General features: G+C 37.5%; 16 protein-coding genes and 1 tRNA gene. 4 read left to right on the forward strand and 13 right to left on the reverse strand.

Going from position 1 to position 21,215, the window contains the following annotated elements:
• Nucleotides 1-300 precede the first annotated feature (300 nt).
• From pepI to EKM98_RS03935, 7 genes are all read right to left on the reverse strand, one after another.
• Nucleotides 301-1,182 carry a proline iminopeptidase gene (gene pepI, locus EKM98_RS03910; RefSeq protein ID WP_125980692.1) on the reverse strand — a complete coding sequence of 294 codons (882 nt, stop codon included), beginning with the start codon at nt 1,180-1,182 and terminating at the stop codon, nt 301-303.
• Nucleotides 1,183-1,251: 69 nt separating this feature from the next.
• Nucleotides 1,252-1,713: a threonine/serine exporter family protein gene (locus EKM98_RS03915; protein WP_125980694.1), complete on the reverse strand. Its 462-nt coding sequence runs from the start codon at nt 1,711-1,713 to the stop codon at nt 1,252-1,254.
• Between the two features lie 11 nt (nt 1,714-1,724).
• Nucleotides 1,725-2,483: a threonine/serine exporter family protein gene (locus EKM98_RS03920; protein ID WP_125980696.1), complete on the reverse strand. Its 759-nt coding sequence runs from the start codon at nt 2,481-2,483 to the stop codon at nt 1,725-1,727.
• A gap of 335 nt (nt 2,484-2,818) precedes the next feature.
• Nucleotides 2,819-2,915 (reverse strand) — tRNA-Sec (locus EKM98_RS12050).
• A gap of 43 nt (nt 2,916-2,958) precedes the next feature.
• Entirely contained in the window at nt 2,959-4,419 is a 1,461-nt protein-coding gene (locus EKM98_RS03925; RefSeq protein WP_125980698.1) for a peptide MFS transporter, read from the reverse strand.
• Nucleotides 4,420-4,779: 360 nt separating this feature from the next.
• Nucleotides 4,780-6,102: a proline reductase-associated electron transfer protein PrdC gene (gene prdC, locus EKM98_RS03930; protein WP_318531609.1), complete on the reverse strand. Its 1,323-nt coding sequence runs from the start codon at nt 6,100-6,102 to the stop codon at nt 4,780-4,782.
• A 349-nt stretch (nt 6,103-6,451) separates the two neighbouring features.
• Nucleotides 6,452-7,816 (reverse strand): peptide MFS transporter, encoded by a 1,365-nt coding sequence (locus EKM98_RS03935; protein WP_125980700.1) that lies wholly within the window; start codon nt 7,814-7,816, stop codon nt 6,452-6,454.
• 687 nt (nt 7,817-8,503) lie between these two features.
• Here EKM98_RS03935 and EKM98_RS03940 point away from each other — a divergent pair.
• Together EKM98_RS03940 and EKM98_RS03945 are read left to right on the forward strand one after the other, a co-directional pair.
• Nucleotides 8,504-9,583: a M24 family metallopeptidase gene (locus tag EKM98_RS03940; protein ID WP_225418519.1), complete on the forward strand. Its 1,080-nt coding sequence runs from the start codon at nt 8,504-8,506 to the stop codon at nt 9,581-9,583.
• Nucleotides 9,584-9,661: 78 nt separating this feature from the next.
• Nucleotides 9,662-11,104: a C69 family dipeptidase gene (locus EKM98_RS03945; protein WP_125980703.1), complete on the forward strand. Its 1,443-nt coding sequence runs from the start codon at nt 9,662-9,664 to the stop codon at nt 11,102-11,104.
• Between the two features lie 676 nt (nt 11,105-11,780).
• Here the strand turns inward: EKM98_RS03945 and aroD are convergent.
• Nucleotides 11,781-12,542 carry a type I 3-dehydroquinate dehydratase gene (gene aroD / locus EKM98_RS03950; RefSeq protein WP_125980705.1) on the reverse strand — a complete coding sequence of 254 codons (762 nt, stop codon included), beginning with the start codon at nt 12,540-12,542 and terminating at the stop codon, nt 11,781-11,783.
• 119 nt (nt 12,543-12,661) lie between these two features.
• Nucleotides 12,662-13,543: a shikimate dehydrogenase gene (locus EKM98_RS03955; protein WP_125980707.1), complete on the reverse strand. Its 882-nt coding sequence runs from the start codon at nt 13,541-13,543 to the stop codon at nt 12,662-12,664.
• Nucleotides 13,544-13,717: 174 nt separating this feature from the next.
• Here EKM98_RS03955 and EKM98_RS03960 point away from each other — a divergent pair, with 174 nt between their 5' ends.
• Together EKM98_RS03960 and EKM98_RS03965 are read left to right on the forward strand one after the other, a co-directional pair.
• Complete coding sequence (locus EKM98_RS03960; protein ID WP_125980709.1) at nt 13,718-14,647, forward strand: LysR family transcriptional regulator; 930 nt, start codon at nt 13,718-13,720, stop codon at nt 14,645-14,647.
• Between the two features lie 95 nt (nt 14,648-14,742).
• Nucleotides 14,743-15,393, forward strand: a complete 651-nt coding sequence (locus EKM98_RS03965) for an SAP domain-containing protein (RefSeq protein ID WP_125980710.1) — start codon at nt 14,743-14,745, stop codon at nt 15,391-15,393.
• 146 nt (nt 15,394-15,539) lie between these two features.
• On the opposite strand, the gene EKM98_RS03970 is transcribed toward EKM98_RS03965, so the two are convergent.
• The 4 genes from EKM98_RS03970 to aroE form a co-directional block, all read right to left on the reverse strand.
• A complete protein-coding gene (locus tag EKM98_RS03970) occupies nt 15,540-17,210 on the reverse strand; it encodes an FAD-dependent oxidoreductase (protein WP_125980767.1) in 1,671 nt (556 codons plus the stop codon).
• Nucleotides 17,211-17,863: 653 nt separating this feature from the next.
• Nucleotides 17,864-19,057, reverse strand: coding sequence for an MFS transporter (locus EKM98_RS03975; RefSeq protein WP_068279282.1), 1,194 nt, complete (start codon nt 19,055-19,057; stop codon nt 17,864-17,866).
• 42 nt (nt 19,058-19,099) lie between these two features.
• Nucleotides 19,100-20,320 carry an MFS transporter gene (locus tag EKM98_RS03980; RefSeq protein ID WP_068807415.1) on the reverse strand — a complete coding sequence of 407 codons (1,221 nt, stop codon included), beginning with the start codon at nt 20,318-20,320 and terminating at the stop codon, nt 19,100-19,102.
• A 5-nt stretch (nt 20,321-20,325) separates the two neighbouring features.
• Nucleotides 20,326-21,201, reverse strand: a complete 876-nt coding sequence (aroE, locus tag EKM98_RS03985) for a shikimate dehydrogenase (RefSeq protein WP_125980712.1) — start codon at nt 21,199-21,201, stop codon at nt 20,326-20,328.
• Nucleotides 21,202-21,215 lie beyond the last annotated feature (14 nt).

A 21,215-nucleotide genomic window follows, 5' to 3' on the forward strand; every position in this document is an offset into this window, starting at 1 on the left:
AAAAAACAGCATTAGAAGTTGCCTAACTTCTAACGCTGTAAAATTGGCTATCAACAGGATTTGACAGAGAGCCAAATTTTGTGAACTTTTTATCTTTTATAATCAGCTTTTAATAAATCGTATACTAGTTCACAATCAAAATTGTATCTATCCTAAAATTAAGAACCTTGGTGCACAAAAAAATCCGCAACAACAATTAAGCTTGTTCGCGGATTTAAGATTAACTATTCTTAGTCATGTTTTCTGTGGTTGGGACCAGCTAACTTTTGCAAAGGTGGCCAACTCTTCAAAGCGGCCAGATCAATCATGTTCAGTAAGCCACTTTTCGAGAATCTCGATATATTTATCGGTCTCTTCCACAAATGACATGTGGCGACTATGCGCGAATAACTCCCAGCGTGCTCCTGGAATCCCATCATACATTGTCTTTGCAATAAGTGGTGTGCATAAATCATTAGTGCCACTAGTTACTAGAGTTGGCAGCTTGATGTCTTTTAATTGAGCAGTATAATCGTAATTTTTTAGCGTCCCCAATGGATTATATTCATTAGGGCCCCACGCCGTCACGTAAGATTCAGTTCCGCTAACCTTTTTACGCCGCAAAGGTTCTGGTGAACTGGCCGTTGGAGTTGCTGCGGCATGTTGTACCATATAACGATCATTTGCCGCTAAGTAAGCCGGAGCAGTATAATCGTTAGTTGCCTCGGCATGAGCGATTGCTTTTTGATCTTCTTTTGATAAAAATTTAATCATTCGGTGCTGCTCTTGTGCCCAAAGTTTGGCTGACGGTAAGGTACTTGCTAGTATCATGCTTTTGATACCAGCTGGCGCGTAATCGCAAGTATAAATCAACTCCAACATTCCACCCCAGGATTGACCTAATAAATGAACTTGATCTAAATTAAGGTATTTTCTTAAGGCAATCAGTTCATTTACCCAGGTTTCCGATCGCCATAACGCAGGATTAGATGGAACAGCCGAAAGACCACAACCTAATTGGTCGTACATAATTAATTGACGACCATCTACGGCCATTTGATCTAATATCTCAAAATAATTATGCGTTGAACCCGGGCCGCCATGAAGTAAAAGCAATGGTTTCTTGTTACCTTTTTGTTCACCAACAATCCGGTAATAAGTTTTATAACCCAAATACGGCATATAACCTTCTTCGATCTTCATTGATATCCGCCTCCATAATTCATTGTTATTAAATTCGTTAAAATAAAATTAATTGTAAAATTTTAGGACCTACTTATTCTTTTGTTCTAACAATTTTTGACGCCTCCGGTAGGCATAGAACCACTTGGGTGAAAACTCATAAGCCACACTTATTCCTAAAGAAATAGCAATTGCAATCTTCAGAACTTGTACACCGGTTTGTGCGGCCTTTACTGAATCACCAATAAAAAAATTATACGTAAAATTATAAATACCAATTCCTGGGACTAAACAAAAAATACCACAAATCAGAAAAATAGTTACGGGTGCGCGTAAAGCATAAGCGGCTTCGCGGGATAAAAAGGTTAGCACCAACGCGGACACAAATGTTGCGGTAACTGGCACGGTCCAATAATGCATAATAACTAGGTAGATAAACCAACCAAAGGCGCCAATCCCCCCACAATAAAGGTAATACCTTTTTGGTGATTCAAACAAAATGGCAAAAGATACTGTCCCTAAAAAACCAGCAATTAATTGAAGTAAGATAATTTGGCACCCCCCTAAAGCATATTAAACAACTGCAAAACAATACCAACACCAACCGAAATACAGAGTGAAGTCACCACTGCATCAATCATTTGGCCCCAACCAGAACTATAATCTTCGTTAAATAAATAACGAATACCATTTACTAATGGAACTCCTGGAACTAGCGAAATAATACCGCCAATTATTAAACTATTTAACCGTAAAACGGGAAATAATTTAACGGCAATACAAGCTAAAATGCTGACCAGCATGCTACTTGTAACGTTGATAACAATTTTTGACATATTGACTCGCGGTAAAATAAAAATACTGTAGATGGATAAAATAATCCCTAAAATCAGTGCCCCTAACGAATCCCAAATCGTTCCGCCAAAAATATAACAGAAACTAGCACTTCCCAAAGCGTAAGCAACTATTTTTAATCTAGTTGAAGTAAAACCTTGCTTTTTTATTTCTTCCAGCCGAGCCATAGCCTCCTCAGCAGTCACTGTGCCTTCAGACATTTGTCGTGATAATGTATTGATGCCTTCAATTCGTCCCAACGAAATTGGTGAAATTGGAATGACCCGGACACGTGCTTGAACCATGCCATTATCACAGTAGGCCGTCATAAAGATACCGTTTATTAAAACAAAGCTATCAAAATCCTTTAATTTTAAAGAAACGGCCACATGCCGAATTGTCAGTTCAACTCGTTTAATCTCCGCACCATTTTTTAACAGCGACTCCCCGATATCATAAACTAAATCAAACCGTTCCCGCTCATCCACTAGTCGCGCCTCCTACTTACCAAGCCTAAAATTTTTATGCCCTTTAACTTTTTACCCTAACCATCACGGCCTCCTCTTTTTTATATTGATTAAAAATGCGCTTACATGTTCAGTGTACTATAAACCAATCCATTTTAAACCAAGGAATGTCAGGAAAAACACTCAAGTTCGACGTCACAATTATGGTAGGTACAGAAAACTGTATTTTCAAACACGTTTACACTGAATTAGTCAGGTAAATACTAAAGGTATTTTCCAAACATAATCTAAGCTATAAAAAAAGCGCGAAACCAGATTAGTTTCGCGCCTTGCCTTAAACGGCGTTAATTTGCTATTGGCGGGAATGTGTGGGAATCGAACCCACCTAAGAAGCTCTTAACTCCTCATACTGGTTTTGAAGACCAGAGGGAACACCAGAACCCATCCACTCCCACCAAACATATTACACAGAACGTAAATAGTTGTCAATGTTCTTTTAAACGACTTGAATTAATCTTTGCAGTCTATTTCTAAAAGCAAACAGTAATAGACCAACTAAAATTGCAATAATTCCGAAAGTGCTAAAATAGGCAATTTCTGTTTCTGGTTGATAAAAGCGGACAATTTGTGCATTAATTGATTGCGCCGCGGCGTCGCCCAAAAACCAAACGCTCATCATTTGTGCCTGAAATGCTTTTGGTGCTAATTTAGTGGTTAACGATAAACCGACTGGTGAAATCAACATTTCACCAACTTCTACTAATCCCCAACAAAGAATTAACCAAAACGGGCTAACCTTGGCGGAAGTTCCGAATAGTGCTACGGGAATAACCATAACCAAGAACGAAATTCCTGCAAAAACCATACCGATAGCAAATTTATTTGGTGAAGAAGGCTGGCGTTTCCCCAATTTAGTCCAAAGAAAAGCAAACATTGGGGTGTACATAATAACGAATAAAGCATTAACACTCTGCAATTGACTAGGTTCAATGTGCATGCCCAGTATATGTAAATTCGTTTGTGAAGAAGCAAATAATGCTAAAACAACGGAACCTTGCTCGTAAATGGACCAAAAAACAATACTTGCAATGAACAGAAAAATATAAGCATAAATTCGCTTTCGTTCTGGGTCGGTTACCTTACTGCTTCTGATGATAACCGTAAAATAAACAACTGGTAAAACAACACCTACAATTGTAATCAGTAAAATAATATTAGTGATCGAAAATTCACCAGTAATCCCCATAATACCTAAAATAATGGCTAGTGCAATTAGTCCCAAGATTATTCCCTTAATAACATTTTTAGCGCTATCACTATTGAGTGGATCAGTTGGTTTTAAGCCATCATCACTTAAATACTTACGACCATTAAAGTAATACTGAAGCAGCCCTACAAACATACCAATTGCTGCAATTGAAAAGCCAAGATGATAATTATAAGTTTGACCTAACCAACCCACTATCCAAGGCGCAATCAACGCCCCAATATTAATACCCATATAATAAATTGTGAAACCTGCATCACGCCGGGAATCCGTTTTACTATATAGACCACCAACCATGTCCGATACGTTAGGCTTTAATAACCCAGTACCCATAGTAATTAAAAGAATTGATAAAAGTAATCCAATCATGCCCATTGGAGTTGATAGGACAATGTGGCCAAACATAATTAAAATACCACCATAAAGTACCGTTCGCCGGGGTCCTAATATTCGATCACTAACAAACCCACCAACAACGCTGGACATGAATACAAGGGCACCATAAATTGCCATAATTGACGCCCCTAAAGGTGCATCAATTGCTAGGCCACCATTTTTAATCTTATCCAACATATAAAAAAGTAAAATAGCACGCATACCATAATAGCTAAATCGTTCCCATAATTCAGTGAAGAATAGGGTTGAAAGCCCTCTGGGATGACCGAAAAATTGATGATCATATTTATCCATAATATTCCTCCAGTAATTTGAATACAGAACAAATCAAAAAGGTACTTTGCTAAACTTAAAAAATTATTGATTTATCTTAAGTTACTTTCTCAAAACTGTTTTTATACGTTACCTAAATCCTTATCCGATAACACTTAACGGTATCGGTAACTGAAAAGTGTTTGAAAAATTATTTTTACTAGTATTTTTCTGACCAAATTTATTTAGAATTGTCTGAAAGAACGGCCTTCTGTACTGCTTCGAACACTTTCTACGCCACAAGCGTGCACCTTAATTAATTGAAACTTTTTCACATGAGTTCTTATAGAAAAAGAGTGCCCATACTTATCAACACAAGTAATCACACTCTCCTAATTAAAATTATTGGTCGTTCTCTGGCAACATATGACGCATAATTCGTTCTCCAGTAGCACGACGAGCAAAATCGGTTGTATGGAAAACTGGTAAATTTAATTTTGGTGCAATTCCCATAACGGTATTTGTACAATCAGTACAATTACCAATTAATAAGGTCTTTGCTCCCATTTTACGTAAATTCAGAACTTTTTCAGCTTGTCCTGGGCAAACACCTGGATTAATACATTTAGCAGTCCCAGTCTTAGGATTAACAACAGCATTTTTACACCATTGAACACCGACAACATCGGCCCCCATTTTACCAGCGATTTCTTTCATTCGTTCTGGTGTCGCACTGCAGGCACAGGCTAACAAACCAACCTTTTCACCATTCAACTGTGGGAATGGAATAGTAGCAATAATGCCACCAGTAGTTTTGGTAATTGGTTGATCTCGTTCAGTATGTTTACCAGTGAAAGGACCACCCATAATTAATTCACCATAATCGGCCATTTCAGGATACTGATCTAACAATGTCCCAACGGGTGTTCCAACTGGTACATCCTTATGAACAGAAACAATTTCATTATCGCCCTGTAAACGACCAGCAATGGTAATATCTTTAGTAATAACTGGTTGGCGATCCTCAATTGCTTGTGCAACTCGAAAAACAGTTTCTACATTAATAACAATCGCATTAGCCGCATAAGGTAACTCATCCGTCTTCAAAAGCTTATCAATCTTAGAATCACGAATAATTGCTCTTTCTTCGCCTTCTGGATAACGGTTACGCAAGATTTCTAAAGAAATATCGTCATGTCCACGAATAGCTTCTTCTAAAAGAGCTACAGCATTGGTATGCTTACGCTTAATGGCAATCTGAACATCAGCAGCGTCAACAATTTCTTTTACGTATTCAATCCCCCGAATAATCTTTTCAGCATCGGTCTGAATTCTAGAAATATTATGACCCAAAATTGGCTCACATTCAGCGGCATTAATTAGTAAATGACCGTTAGTAATTGGTTTTGCCAATTTAGCATACGTTGGAAAACCAGCACCGCCGGCACCAACAATACCCGCTAATTTAATCGCATCTACATTAGAATCTGTTGCTTCTATTGGTACAAAATCTTTAGGCTGCTCATCATCCGCATCAATTACAATAGCAGAATCAGTAATGTCACTGACCTTACCACTAACACTGGCATGCAGGTAAGCACCTAAGCCTTCTGGAATTCCAATTAATTGTCCGCGTTTAACCACTTCACCGACTTTAATAGTTGGTTTTGCAGGTCCGCCAACATTTTGCTTTAATAACAAAGTGATTTGTTGCACTTTAATCATTCCCTTATGTTTTTTCACAAATGAAAAACACATAGCACACGTTAATAATAGCAGAAATAAAAATGAATGTAACCCTTTTCCAAAAAAGAAACTATTGCTTTACTATTAATCATAAATAATTTAAAGACTAATCCTTTAAAAAAATTGTTGTATTTGAACGACTAAAATATAAAGAACTAGCACCTACTAAGTTTAAACATGAGCTTAGTAGGTGCTAGTTCTGATGCATTAAAATTCTTGTTCGATTATATTAGATTCTTGCTTCCATTTCATAGCGAGTCGCAAGTTGTTTTAGTAATATTTTTCTAAATTTCTCAAAACTAGTGCCTTTGCCGTAAATTCTGTTTACCTATTCTGTCTTTTCAAGATCATCAAGCTTGCTACTCGAAAACCAGAGAATAAGGCCTAAAATAATCACGATAATTGCCAAAATACCATAGCCCTTTTGGAATTGGCTAGGGACATCCGTTTTAAGTAGCTCATAAACTTTAGGATAAATTAAAGTCGCGAAAAAGACGGCAATTGGCCAAAATCCTAGTAAAACACCCATTAATTTAGATGGTGCTAATTTTGTGATAAAGGAATTACCAACCGGCGAGAAGACCATTTCTCCGACTGACATTAAAATACTAATCAATACAATCCATAGTATTGAAGTACTTCCATGACCGACAATATCGGCCACCACCATAACAACGTAAGCAACCCCAATGAAAATTATACCCAAAGCCGTTTTTTTAAACATACTCAAATCGCCTTGTGGTCGTTGTGACAACTTAGTCCATAATTTACCAATAATTGGACCTAAGGCAATACAGGCCAGTGCATTCATTGAATCAAAATAAGAAGTTGGTACTTTAAAACTACCAATTACCCAGTTGGCACGATTTAAGAAAGCAGCGCCATCCCCGTAACCAAAGTAGTAGTAAGTTGGCATGTAAGCCAAATACCAGACCATCCAAAATACTACAGAGAATAAAGTTACTAAAATAATTGCCATAACTCTCTTTTTATCGCCTGAAGTTAATGGCTTATTCTTATTTGCTTCTTTAGTTGCTTGTTCTTCATCACTGATTTTAAATTTACGCTGATCAACTTTAAATGGCTTTTTACCAGCATCACCCAATGACTTTCCGTTAACCGTAAACCAAATAGCATCAGCAAAAAGTAATAATCCACAAATCAAGAAGACAAAATTAAATCCGTATGAGGCAATTAATAACACAATAAATGTAGTCCCAATGAAGGAACCGACGTTTACAAATGAATATTGCACTGAAAAAGCTTCATTAAGATCTTTTTCATCGGTAAATAAAAGACCATTAACACCCGATAGATTACCCTTAAATAGGCCCGTACCCACTGCTACTAAGATAATCATAATCCAAACCATTGGTATTGAATGTGCCTGCCAGGTAACTAGGTATCCTGCGCCCATTAAAAACATGCCCAAGGTGACACAAATTCGCGGACTTAGCCAATAATCCGCAATATATCCGCCAATAACGGGGGCGATATACGTCATTGCAATGAAAGTTGCCGCCATTGAAGCCGCTTTTACATCACTAAGCCCTAGTCCGCCATTACCAACGGAAGTGGCAATCCAAATCGCCAGCATATACTTAACTGTATAAAAGGCGGCTCGTTCCAGCGTAAATCCTATGGAACAGACATAAAAACCAAATGGTTTCTTTTTCTTTATCGGTGTATTCATAGTTTTACCTTCTTTCAACCAAATCTATTTTTAACTACTAATCATATTAATGTAAGCCAGCCTTCTAAAAAATAACTTTCCGTTCTCTTCTTTCATCAAGGATCACGTTTAAGTACACTACGAATTTCTGTTTAACGTAATAGTATTTAAGTAAGACAACAAATAATAATCTGTGGGATAGATAGCTTTTGCCAATTTTACCTCCTAAATATTCTAATAAGTTTACAGGTAGCTCGCAATTGATCATTTATTCACTTAAAAGGATTTAGATTTGTTAATAATTAACCTAACAATTTTATATTTACCGTGTTAATTATAGCATCTTTAAAATTACTAATATTTGTATTAAATTTTAATTAGCAGTAATTAGTCCTATTTATACTTTTTCTATAAATAAGTGATTCCAATGATTACGCCCATATGACAGGACTTATGTAGCTATCAAAAAAATAAAATAAATTGAACATAAAATATTTAAAGAGTATATTTCAAATTAATTTTAATTAAGCATTGAATAAGCACTGTTTAATAAGCGCTTTCATAAAAAACGCTAAAAATCATTTTTAAAAAAATAAATTAGTCTAATATAAGCAAAATTATACATGTATTTGTGAAATTATCTCAAACTGGTTTTAGTTGATGAAATTTTAGACTATACTTACTGTGAATTCAATTATATCTAAGGAAGTGAAGCTTTTGAAAAACGAAACAAAGATTCAAGCCTTTTTGGTAGAACAACATTTAGATGCCTTTTTTATTGCCAAAAGAGTGAATGTCCGTTTTGCAAGTGGTTGGACTGGCGATGACTCTTATATTTTGTTGACTCAAAAAAATCAATATTTCTTAACTGACCCTCGTTATACGGAACAAGCGGACCTTGAAATTCCAGACTACAATATTATTAACTGGCGCTTACCGGGAAAAACGGTTGGTGACACTGTTGCGCAGTTAGCCCAAGAAAACAACCTGAAAACAATAGCATTTGAATCGGATTATCTGAATTTTGATATGTACGATGATTTTCGAGAAAAAAGTAACGTAGATTTAATTAAGGCCGGCGGTGTTATTGATAAAATGCGTATCATTAAAACATCAGAAGAAATTCAAAATATGCGCATTGCCTGTGATATTTCTTGTCGTGCGTTCGAACGTATTTTGAAAGATATCCATGTCGGTGTCACAGAAAAAGAATTGGCCGCAAAACTTTCTCTATACATGGTCGAAGAAGGTGCCGATACTCAGCCTTATGGTAATATCTTAATTTCAGGTGCTCGCACTTCTTTACTTCATGGTATTCCCTCAAAAAAGGCTATTGAATACGGTGATTTTGTTTTGATGGACTACGGTTGTCAATATAATGGTTATTTATCCGATATGACAAGAACAGTTGTTGTTGGTAAGGCAACCGCAAAGCAGCGTGAAGTTTACGAGTACGAAAAGCGTTCATTGGAAGCTTGTGAAGAAATCATGCAAGCTGGTGTATCTGCTAAAGAATTCTATCCAAAATCATTAGAGCCGCTTCAAGGAACAAATTACGCTGACTACACTTACGCTAATATTGGCCATAGTATTGGTTTATTTGTTCACGAATTACCTTACCTTTCTACTCAGTTTAACGATATTCTGGAGGAAAATACAGTTATAACCATCGAACCAGGTATTTATTTACCTAATTGGGGTGGAATTCGTATCGAAGACCAAGTGCTTGTTAAAAAAGATGGCTTTGAAAATATGATCAGTATTCCCCATGATTTAATTGAATTATAGTTCTCGCCTTTTATTTTCAAAAGATTAACTTATTAAGATGCTGTTTTTTAATGAAGCCAACCTTAAGGAGTAATACTCATGATAAAAGATAAAAAGAATTTCAATTCAGATTGTACAGCAATACTAGTTGGGAAAAATGCCAGTATGGATGGCTCTACTATGATTGCACGTGATGAAGATGGTCATGATGGTGTTAAACCAAAATTATTTGTCACTTATCCAGCAAAAGATCACAATGGTGAAACATTTATTTCGACTTATAATGGCGTTAAGGTTCCTTTAACCGAAAAAGCCTGCCGTTACACAGCAACTCCAAATGCCGATCAAAGTGAAGGTATTTGGGACGAACAAGGTATTAATGAATATAACGTTGGAATGAGCGCTACAGAAACTGAGTTTACCAATCCTCGTGTTTTAGGCTATGATCCGTTAGTTGAGGATGGAATTGATGAAGATTCAATGGTTACCTTGGTATTACCCTATATTAAGACAGCTCGTGAAGGTGTTATTCGTTTAGGTGGCCTCATTGAAAAGTATGGTACTGGAGAAACTAACGGTATTGCTTTCAATGATAAAGACGAGATTTGGTATCTCGAAACAGGCGGCGGCCATCAATGGGTTGCCCAACGGATTCCAGACGATGCCTACGCTGTTGCACCAAATATTATGTGTATCGAAGAAATCGACTTTAACAATTCAGACTTTTTTATGACTTCAAGTAATATCCAAGCCTTTGTCGAAACAAATCATTTAAATCCAAATCCACAAACTTTTAATTTTAGAAATATATTTGGAACAAAAGATGAAGCAGACGCCTACTATAACACGCCTCGCTCATGGTATGGTCAAAAATTATTTACACCAGACTTAGAGCAAGCACCAACTAGTCAGGATATTCCCTTTATTCAAAGAGCAAATCGTAAAATTGCAGTTGAAGACGTCGAATTCTTTTTATCCTCCCATTATAATGGCACGCCTTATGATCCTTTTGATACCTATGCTTCTGGAACAAAAGACGAACAGAAAAAATTCCGTTCAATTGCATTAGATCGTAATCACTGCGCCTGCATACTCCAAATCCGTAATCATGTGGCCGAACAATTAGCTGCAGTACAATGGATCAACCTAGGTTTCTACTGCTATAGCCCGTTTGTTCCATTCTATACAAATGTCACCGATACCCCTAAAAATTATCAAGTTGCGGATGCTAAAGTTTCGCTAAATAGTGCGTATTGGCTGTACAAGGCGTTACAAGTAGTTGTTGAACCGCATTATCATCAATTTATTAGCCAGGTTAACGATTACCGCGATACAAGTCAAAGTTACGTTTTGGGACGTTTGAAAAAAATCGACACTGATGCTGCTCAGTTATCAGCTGATAAAATCACAAGCTATCTGACAAAGGCCAATGATGATACTGCAGGAAACATCACAAATAAAACTGAAGTATTATTAAGTGATTTATTCAAACAATCGTTGTTATCTTCAAAATATTTCTTTGATCGTGGACAGAACTTATAATATCTTTGTTACTATATTTATAATTAAAGAATCGCCAACATAACGAATATGTTGACGATTTTTTGATATTTTAGATAGTTAAGTATAAATGGCAATTCTGAAGCTGATACCGAAAATGTCTTTGCAATTTCCGTCGGCTCTGCTTGTACTGCTATCAGCCAATAATCTTCACACGATTAATTACTAGGTGTGGTTCTGCTGTCCGCGTTTATACGAAATAATTCGTGTTAGCTTCAGTAAGGATAACTTCGGCAGATATTAATTATTTCGTAACTCAATTAGGCCGAATTATCGCTAAGGTTAAAGTCCAATAAAACGAAATACGAAAATTATATTTTGCAAAAAGAGCGCCTGAGCAACTATTTTTACAAGATAATTGCTCAGGCGCTCTTTTTGAAATAATTTATTAGTACAAATATCCCCGTACATACTTAAAATTATTAGAACAACCTTCTAGTACTACTATCCGTTAAACATCCTTATTTATCAAAAATGGCCTTCACTAATGTAGTTTAAATCAGATTTAAACTAACGCTACTCAATGGCGTACATTTGGGTTTACCGCGTAACGTAAGCTAAGCACGTGAACCCAGACTCTTGGCACATGTTCTAGAGTGCTACTCAAAAATGGCAAACGGCTAGAACTGTTGTCCCAGCCGCTTACAGTCATTGATCATCAGTCAAGTGCTAATTCAGCCAAATTATGGCGCAACATTTTAAGTTCAATTTGACCTGGCGCTGAAGCTGCACCAACCGTTCCAAACGTTAGTGCTGAACCAAATACTTCCCCACTAATTCGGCTGATTTTACCAAGGTTACCCATTGCCATCGTAATCAATGGAATTGTTAATTGGCGGTGTGCTGCCTCGGTTGCCGCCAATAGTGTTGAAACATCTGCAGCAGACTGCGGCATTACAGCTATCTTAGCAACGTCAGCGTTCAGTTGAGCCATCTGAGTGAGCCGACTAATGATTTCGGTCTTAGCCGGTGTTTGTTGAAAGTCATGATTGCTCATAATAATCGCAATATTTGAATCGTGTGCGGCAGTAATTAAATCGCCAACAATTCGTTGTGGTAAAAATAATTCAATATCAAGTGCATCAGTTAGCTGATGATTAATAATTTGTTGATAAATGGCAACATAGTTATCTGCACTAAGTGGCATCCCACCGCCTTCTTTTTGCGTACGGAAGGTTGTCAGTAGCGGAATATCACCAAGTAGTTTATTTAATTGTAGCGCCGTTTCGCGATAATTTTCAAAATTAAGAATGTCCTGATAATAATCCAGTCGCCATTCAATTAAATCCGGCCTAGCAGCAACAATCTTATTTGCTTGTTCTAAAATGGTTGACCGATCCTTACCAGTGATTGGTACGGCAATTTTTGGTCGGCCACTACCCAACACAACTTGTTTTAATTTAACCGTGGTAACTGTCAATGAAGATCAATTCCCTTCTTAATCTGAATAAACAAACTCCTTGAAAATGATGGTGCGCACTTGCAACCACGAAGGCTACTAACCAAAAATACCTGATGATAATAGCAAACTATCTACTGCTATTTACTAGCGTCTGAGAAAAGCAGTTCATGAATATAATCCACCGGCATATCTTCACCAGTCCAAAGTTTGAAGGCCTGGGCGCCCTGCTCAAGCATCATACCCAAACCATTAAACACGTGTTTAACGCCAGCCTTCTTGGCAACCTGCATTAACTTTGTTTCTCGCGGTGCGTAAACTGTATCAAAAACGATCATATCCTGCCGGAAAAAACTAGGGTCCGTGATTAAGCTCTGATCTTGTAGTGGTTTCATACCAACACTAGTTGCATCACAATAAATAGCAGAATCAGCGATTTCAGAACGGTACTTATCTTGTTCGTCCAGTGAATGTAAAGTTGCTTTACACTTAGTTTGGGCGTTAATGGTTGCAACATTTTTTTTTGCTTGCTCCCAGTGAGCATCCTTTAAATTAAAGATTGAAATTTCTTTAACGCCATCAAGAGCTGCCTGAATCGCAATTGCCGTACCTGCACCACCTGCTCCTGCCAAGGTCATTTTTTTACCCCGAATATCTAAATTTTCATCATCTAGAGATTGCATGAAACCAGTACCGTCAGTTGTGTAGCCAGTTAAAACACCAGTATCGTTCACAATTGTGTTAACCGCGCCCACCATTTCTGCTGCAGGGTCCAATTTATCCAATAACGGAATGACTTTTTGCTTGTTAGGCATTGAAATATTTGAACCACGCATACCTAATGTCCGAATAGCATCAATAGCGCCTGGCAATTCTTTATTTGTGACGTCAAATGCAAGGTAAGCGTAATTTAATCCTAACTTTGCAAAAGCATTATTGTGCATTGTTGGTGACATTGAATGGCGAATGGGATAGGCCATTAATCCAATTAAAATAGTGTGTCCATCAAGTCTTTCTGCCATAATAAAAATCCCTCTTTCATAGTTCATTTTACAATATATTAAGCTAGCTTTAGTCAAAAAATCATTTGTTACATAGTTCACTTATAATGGTAGTGCTTTCAATTAGTGAAATAAATAATGTTAATTTGATTAAATAATAGAATGTATCTATTATTTAGTTTAGAGGTGATCATTATGAATTTACGCCATTTAATCTTTTTCCGAGAATTGGCACACACTCAGTACATGGCAAAAGCGGCCGAAAATCTAAATATTTCACAGCCTTCATTAAGTTACGCTATTAGTCATTTAGAACAAGAATTAGGAGCACCGTTATTTGAAAAAGACGGCCGTAATATTAAGTTAACTTCTTTTGGCAAGATTTATTTAGAATTTGTTCAACGTGGTTTAACTGAATTAGACAATGGTCAAGCACTAATTAGTCAGCTTTTAAATGTGAATGAAGGCCATATCCACTTAGGATTTACCTATACGCTTGGGCAACGCTTAGTTCCTGAACTAGTAACCAAATTTCAAAAAGATCCGGCCAATCAAAAAATCACTTTTTCTTTTGCGCAAGGCAACACAACGCAATTATTGACTGATTTATTGGCCGAACGATATGATTTCGTTCTGTCTTCCCATATTGCTGCTATCGGCGATCAAAACCTGCACAATAAATTGACCTTCACCCCAATTGTTCAACAAGAGATTGTTTTGGCTGTTCCCAATGATCATCCTCTAGCTAGTCGTGATACTGTCTCGCTAAAGGAAATTCAAAATTATCCTCTAATCTATTTTTCTAAAAATAGCGGCTTACGACCGTTACTAGATAATTTATTGAAGACGGCAAACGTTAAACCAAATATTCGTTGTGAAATTGAGGAAGACCACACTATAATCGGCTTTGTTCAGTACGGTTATGGCATTGCTTTAGTTCCCAACTTACCACAATTGGACCACTCATTAGTTCATATTGTACATATTAAAGAAAGTAGCGCCACTCATCAAATTTATTTAGTTTTAAAAAATAATCATTTTTCTCCACCATCTTCTTCACGCTTTCAGAATTTTGTCGAAAACTACTGCCAGAAAAATTTCACCGCCAAAAAACGGTTAATCTAGGGAGTATTTTGGGGTTAATAGTCTTGCTAGGCTTTGATTTTTCTGCTACTTTCATCCCGTGGTAATCTTAGTCGCTAAAAAAAGGGGGCCTAAAAATGAGTGAACATCCTAAATTTTCCAATACCATGCCAGTTAGCGAATTTCTAGAACATTATTGGTACAAAACGGAATTACAGACAATCTGCCGGCAAAATAAACTACCAACATTTGGCACTAAGGCCGAATTAACCAATTACTTAGTGGCATTTTTAAATGATATCCCTTCGAACAAAATAAAAACAGTCCGTAAAGTCACTAGACAAAAGTCGTTAAAATCTTACGAAATTACCCCAAAAACTAAGTTACTCAATTCAGGGTTCTCATTAAACAACGAAGCTCGACAATTTTTCACCGATTACTTTCACACCACTAAATTTTTCTTTAAAAAGATCATGACAATTAAACTCCGTGAAGTACAACGAACAAAAGATGTGCATGCGGATGTTGCCGCTTTAATTAAATTTTATTTAGATGATCAAAATCACGAAAAAAGCTTTAATAACGCCGAGGAAAGTACTTATCAGTGGAATAATTTTGTCAGAGATTTTTGTAAAGATCCACAGTCTACTAACTACTCAAATAAGCTTAAAGTCGCAGCAATTTTATGGCAGAAGGTTAAACTAGGTCGCGGTGCCAAACAATATAAGTCGGTCTTAATTCAACGTTATAGTACCGCAATTCAAAACTATCTGTTACCCAGTAAATAAATACTAGAATTCAAAGGACTAACTCCATTAAACTCACGAGTTAGCCCTTTTTGATTTTCTGATTTGATTACTATGATAATCAACAGTTGGTTGAAAAAGGCAATTTCAGTACCCTTCAACCGCTCATCTTAAAATTAAACCTGCTTTTATTTAACTTGACTGGCACTACTGCCGGCAACATAACCTGAAGCAATCCCCCATGTATTCATCATGCTTGGCATTGAGTCATGGCCGTTAGCTCCACCGACTACTTCCCCGGCGCCGTATAAATGAGCAACTGGCCGTTCGTGACTATCTTCCAAGGCCATATCGGTTGCTTGTGCCATGTAGCCGCCTAAGGTTGTGGCAAACCGCGCACGTTGTTCAATAATATAATACGTGTCACCCTCAAAGTCGTGTAAATATTGCGCATCGCGATCAAATTCGGGATCCTTTTTAGCCTGAACATAACCTTCATAATTTTTAACGGTTGTTGCTAACTTTTCCGCATCAATTCCGGCAAGTTCGGCCGCCCTTTTTAAAGTGCCCTTTACTAAAATTGGGCTTTTAGCACCATTATTATTGAAATAGCTCTGAATTTCTTCGGCAGTAAAGTCGTGCAGAACCAATAAATTATAAAATGCGCGCCAAGTACGTGCATCCATCACTAAGAAAGCAATTTGATCTGGTTGCTTCAAGATTGCATCGCGGAATGTAACGTAGACGTCAGATTCATTTACAATCCGTTTACCATTTTTGTTGACGTAAATTGCACCCATGTCCGTTGCCTTTTTCGAAGCATACGTTGTTAATTTGGCAATTCCAGGTTCGACTTCCAAACCGTGCGGGTAAACTTTATACCAATCCAAATCGTGTGCCTTTAAATCCATTGATTTCATAAATTGATATGAGTCACCGGTAGAAGTCATCGGTCCGTAATAATCGATTTGCTTGCTCTTATCACTGCGCATCGCCGTATTGGCACCGTACCCACCAGAGGCCAGGACCACAGAAGTTGCCTTCACGTTAATTGTTGTGTGCTGACCCGCCGCAACAAATCCAGTTAGTTGACCCTTATCATCTTTTAATAGATTCTCAACCCGCGTATCCAATAAAATTTGGCCACCTTTGGCCTCAAATGCATGGGCCACTTTTTTAATAAGCTCATAACTACTGGCACTAGGTAATTCAATCTGGCGCTCAACAGAGTGTTCCGGCGTTTGCGTTTGGGCTGCTTGATAGTCTAAGCTAGCAAATTGGCTGATAAAATCAATGGCCCGACCAATATTATCAGTCATTAAGTCGGTTAATTCTGGATAATTCGTATACGCACACTCCCGGGAAACATCATCAAATAAACGCTGTGGTGAGTCCTGCTTAGCTTTAGCACCGAAAATCGTTTGACTAACCTTGGAGCCAGTTCCAGTGACGTTAGAACCATTTAAAATGGTTGCACCACCTAAGTAGCCATTTTTTTCAACTAAAATGACTTTCTTCCCTAAACTTAACGCACGACATGCAGCCACCAAACCAGCCTCACCACCGCCAATGACCGCAACGTCCGCCGTTAAATCAATCACTTTGTGAGGAACTTCTGCTTTTGGCTTAGCCGCAATCTGAACCCCGTCAGTAGCAACCGCTGTTTGGGCCGAATCCAGAATCGCCTTTGTCATAACCGTTGCGCCACTAATTGCATCAACCGAAAAACTTTGTTGCTTAAGAATACTGGCCTTTAACTTACCAAAAGCTTGATTAAAAATGCCAGGAGTTTCTGAATGTTTAATGACTTTAACATCATCAATTTGGTTACCAGCAACATCAACTTCAAACGTAATCATACCGTTATGACCTTTTGCTTGTGTTTCAATTTTATCAACTTTTTTCAAACTAATAGCCTCCTAAGCAATCTTTTTAAGATTTAAATCTAACGTTAATTTAATTTCACCAGCACCCGTTACAAAATTTCAGCAACGTTGAAAGTTTGTTTAATCATTTGTTGTCCAGCAGTAATTTCAGCAAAAACAGTGAGCTAACACTAACTGGTCTAATTCAGTATTTTGATTAATTTGCATTATTTCAAAATCGTTATTATTTGCTGATATTTCTTTCTCAGCAGCAACCAAATGTTGGTAGACTGCTGCGACAACTTGCAGCCGATTTTGAAATAATATGCAGGAGATAATTATTCCCATTAATGAAAATTGTGAAATAAGCTTTTTACCCGTTATTGTTAGTCACCGCGATCCATTCAGAAGTTTGATTGTTACCTTATTCACATTAAATGATAGCCTTCCAAACTAATTAAATAAATAATAAAAATTAGATTAATCAATAAATAATATTTATGAATAGGCTTCACCAAATTAATTTTCAAAAAAAATATTGGTCTACAGGAGTTATTCAAATAAATATCTGAATAAACTCTGTAGACCAATAACAATTAATTCTTTAAAGTGACATGAAATAACGGCCCAGTCCCTACGCTCTAACCTTAAATGAAATGGTATTTTAGATTTCTTAATAGTACAACTAAAATTATTGCAACACCAATTAGTGTGACACCAACGTCGATCTGAAAAACTCGGAGCACACTAACGGCCGTGTCGTTAATAATAAAGCTTGATACAAACGGACCAACAAAATAGGTTAGCGCCGTTGCAAAACTATAGTAGCCAGTCACCTTTCCCTTTTTCAGTGGAAAGTACTGGGTCAATACGGTTAATCCTAGCTGCCAGATTCCGCCAGCGGCAAAAAAGCCGATAACAATACTGGTTATTCTAATCATCAAAAGGCTAGGCGCACTAACCAAAAGGATTAAGAACAATAAAGAAATCGCAGAATAAATCGTAACTAAATACATTGGTCGTATTTTAGTAACTAGCACTGAGGTTATAAATACTGAGCATAGTGAAGAAATTGCGTACCAAGAGATTAATCCTTTTGCGGTACCAGCACTGAGTCCCAAAACAGTGCTCCCAAAATTTGGCAGATACTGTGAATAGACGTAAAAGGTAAATGAAATCGTAAACCCAAGAATAATTAACGCCATACCATCAATTGCCATTTTTGGTCGATTATTGGTTTGCTTTGTTGCTGCCGCTGCAATCTTTTGCTTTGTGGCTGCCGGTTTTGTAGTCTGCGCGGCAAATGTACTACTGGCTATTAAAATAATATCTACAGCAATAATAATTGCCATCAAAATTAGCGTAATTTTAGCATCAGGTGCCACAGCAACAATAAATGGTAGCACAAACTGTGCTAGTGACATTGCTGCTTTAACTAACGAATTCATGCTCGCGGCTCGAGATTCAAAAGCATCCGTTAATGCTGGATAGCTAGAAGCATCATCAAAAGAATTTGTCACGCCGAGGAACAAGGCAAAAATTGCCGCCATAATCATACTGGTACTTAGGGCCAAGCCAATTAAAAATATAATAGTAGCGACCATCCCGACAATCATCGTTGGTTTACGCCCAATTCGATCAGATAAATCGCCAGCAAACAGTACCGTAATTAGACGACCAATCCCAATCATTGAAATAACTGTCGAAATTCCCGCTAAGTTTGTGTTCCACATTTTTTGAAAATTCGAACTATATTGAGAAATAATAATCGTTGCCATCCCTAAAATGGCATAATTGATGTATATTCCGGATGCTAATGGTATAAATTGCTTTTTCTTCATTTTTAACAACCTCAATCTAGAGAGTGTATGCGCCAAACTTGTTTACTTAGCACTAACTACTTGTTGCTTACTTCGTTTAACAAATAACGCGAGGCAGATCCCAATTACTGTGATCACTACATTTAATAAAATAATCAAACGTGGCGCGTTGCCACTGAATGAACCTGTAATGAATGCCGCCAATGATAAGACAGCATAGTTAGCAATACTTGACGCGATCATCACTAACGATGTCGCAGTTCCCTTATTAAGCGGGAAGAAATTAATCGTCGTTGAAGTAGCTAATTGAAGAACACCACCAGCGGCTGAATAACCAATTACAAAACTACCAATGTACAAAATAATCGGTTGTTGAATAAAGTAACACAATAATAACATGATAACGGCAATACTTGGGTAAAGAACCAAGATAGTTGTTTCTTTAATTCCCATGTGAATAAATTGGGCCGTTGCCAAAACTGCAACAGCAGCCCCGGCAGCATAGAAAGATTGAAGAACACTTGGATCTTTAATTCCATAACTGCTTCCTAATTCTTGATTACAGTTCAGCCAGAGCATAAAAGTTGTCGAGCTTGTGAAACCAATTAGAATCGCTGCTATAGAAGCGGGCGTGAAATGCATGTGTTTTTTCTCAGCTGGCTTAGCTTCCTTCTTATCCGTAACGACTTTGTTTTGAACTGGAAAAGGTAAGGTCATTACCAAAACAGCATCAATTAACATGGCAATTCCGCAAATCACAAAAATGGTGTGGTAGGAAAAATTGGCCATTGTAACCCAACCGATAAAGAAAGGAAGTAAAAATTGGGCAATTACAATGGAAAATTTAGTAAATAAGTTTGCAATTGATGCTGATTTCGGAAACATTTCCATTAAGCTTGGTGAAACACAAGTATCTAAAAACGAGTTAGCGATCCCATTTAGAATCCCAATTGCGTAGGCAAACCAGAAGTTTTGCACGATCGTGATTCCAAAAAAGAACAGTGCGTAAAGTAAAACCCCAATTAACCCGCTAACCCGGCGACCGAATTTATCCGATACCGGACCAGAAAATGGGTAAGCAATCAAGCGACCAAGTCCAAAAGCAGCCACCACGGATACGACCATACTAACGTCGACCATTCCCGAAGATAAGGTTTGTGCGCCCCAGGCCTTGGCAAATTCACTTTTATACTGACTGAGAATTGATGAGGCAATCCCCAACATCGCGTAAGCAAAATAAAGCGCAAAGGCAGTGGGAAGAAACTTCTTTGTATTATTTTCCATAATCACTACTCCTTACTGAAAAACAGAGCCTTAACTTCATCAACAGGCATTTCCTGACCCGTATAAAGCTGAAAAGCCGCTGCGCCTTGCCAAATAAGCATTCCCCGGCCACCAATCACAGTTGCACCCTGTTTTTCAGCATCTTGAAGCATTTTTGTTTTATCAGGACTATAAACTGTATCAGTAACGACTAATCCTGGTCGAAAAGCACTTGAATCTTCAATGTTAGTCGTTGCAATATTCGGAGTCATTCCAACTTTAGTTGCGTTCCCAAAAATATCACTATTAGCAATCATTTGGTATAAGTTGGCCTTATCTTGAATGTCATTGACCGTTACTTGGCAATTAGGAACACTCTTCATAATCTTAGCGGCTGTCTTTTCAGCATTTTGGAAGAAAACATCTTTTGGATTAAAAATGTTAATCTGCTTAGCGCCATCTAATGCAACCTGAACGGCAATTGCGGTTCCGGCCCCACCGGCACCAATCAACGTAATGACTTTATCCTTAACGTCAACACCATTATGCTTTAGATTTTGAACATAGCCAGCACCATCTGTATTATAGCCAGTCAAAATGCCGTTATCATTGACGATCGTATTGACGGCACCAACCAATTTAGCGGCCGGCGACAATTGATCAACCAATTCAGCCGCTTTTTGTTTACAGGGCATTGTCACATTAGCTCCCCGCATACCAAAAAGCCGCATGGAATCAAGTGCCGTTGCCATTTCTTCTGCTTTTATATCAAAAGCTAAGTAAGCATAATTAATTTTCTTGTCAGCAAAACTATAATTATACATTGCTGGTGAACCAGAATGTTTCACTGGTGTCCCAAACAATCCCAATAATACTGTACGTCCATCAATTCTTTTTTCCATAAAAATCACCCGTT

The sequence above is a fragment of the Loigolactobacillus iwatensis genome, assembly GCF_003950295.1.
Classification (GTDB): domain Bacteria; phylum Bacillota; class Bacilli; order Lactobacillales; family Lactobacillaceae; genus Loigolactobacillus; species Loigolactobacillus iwatensis.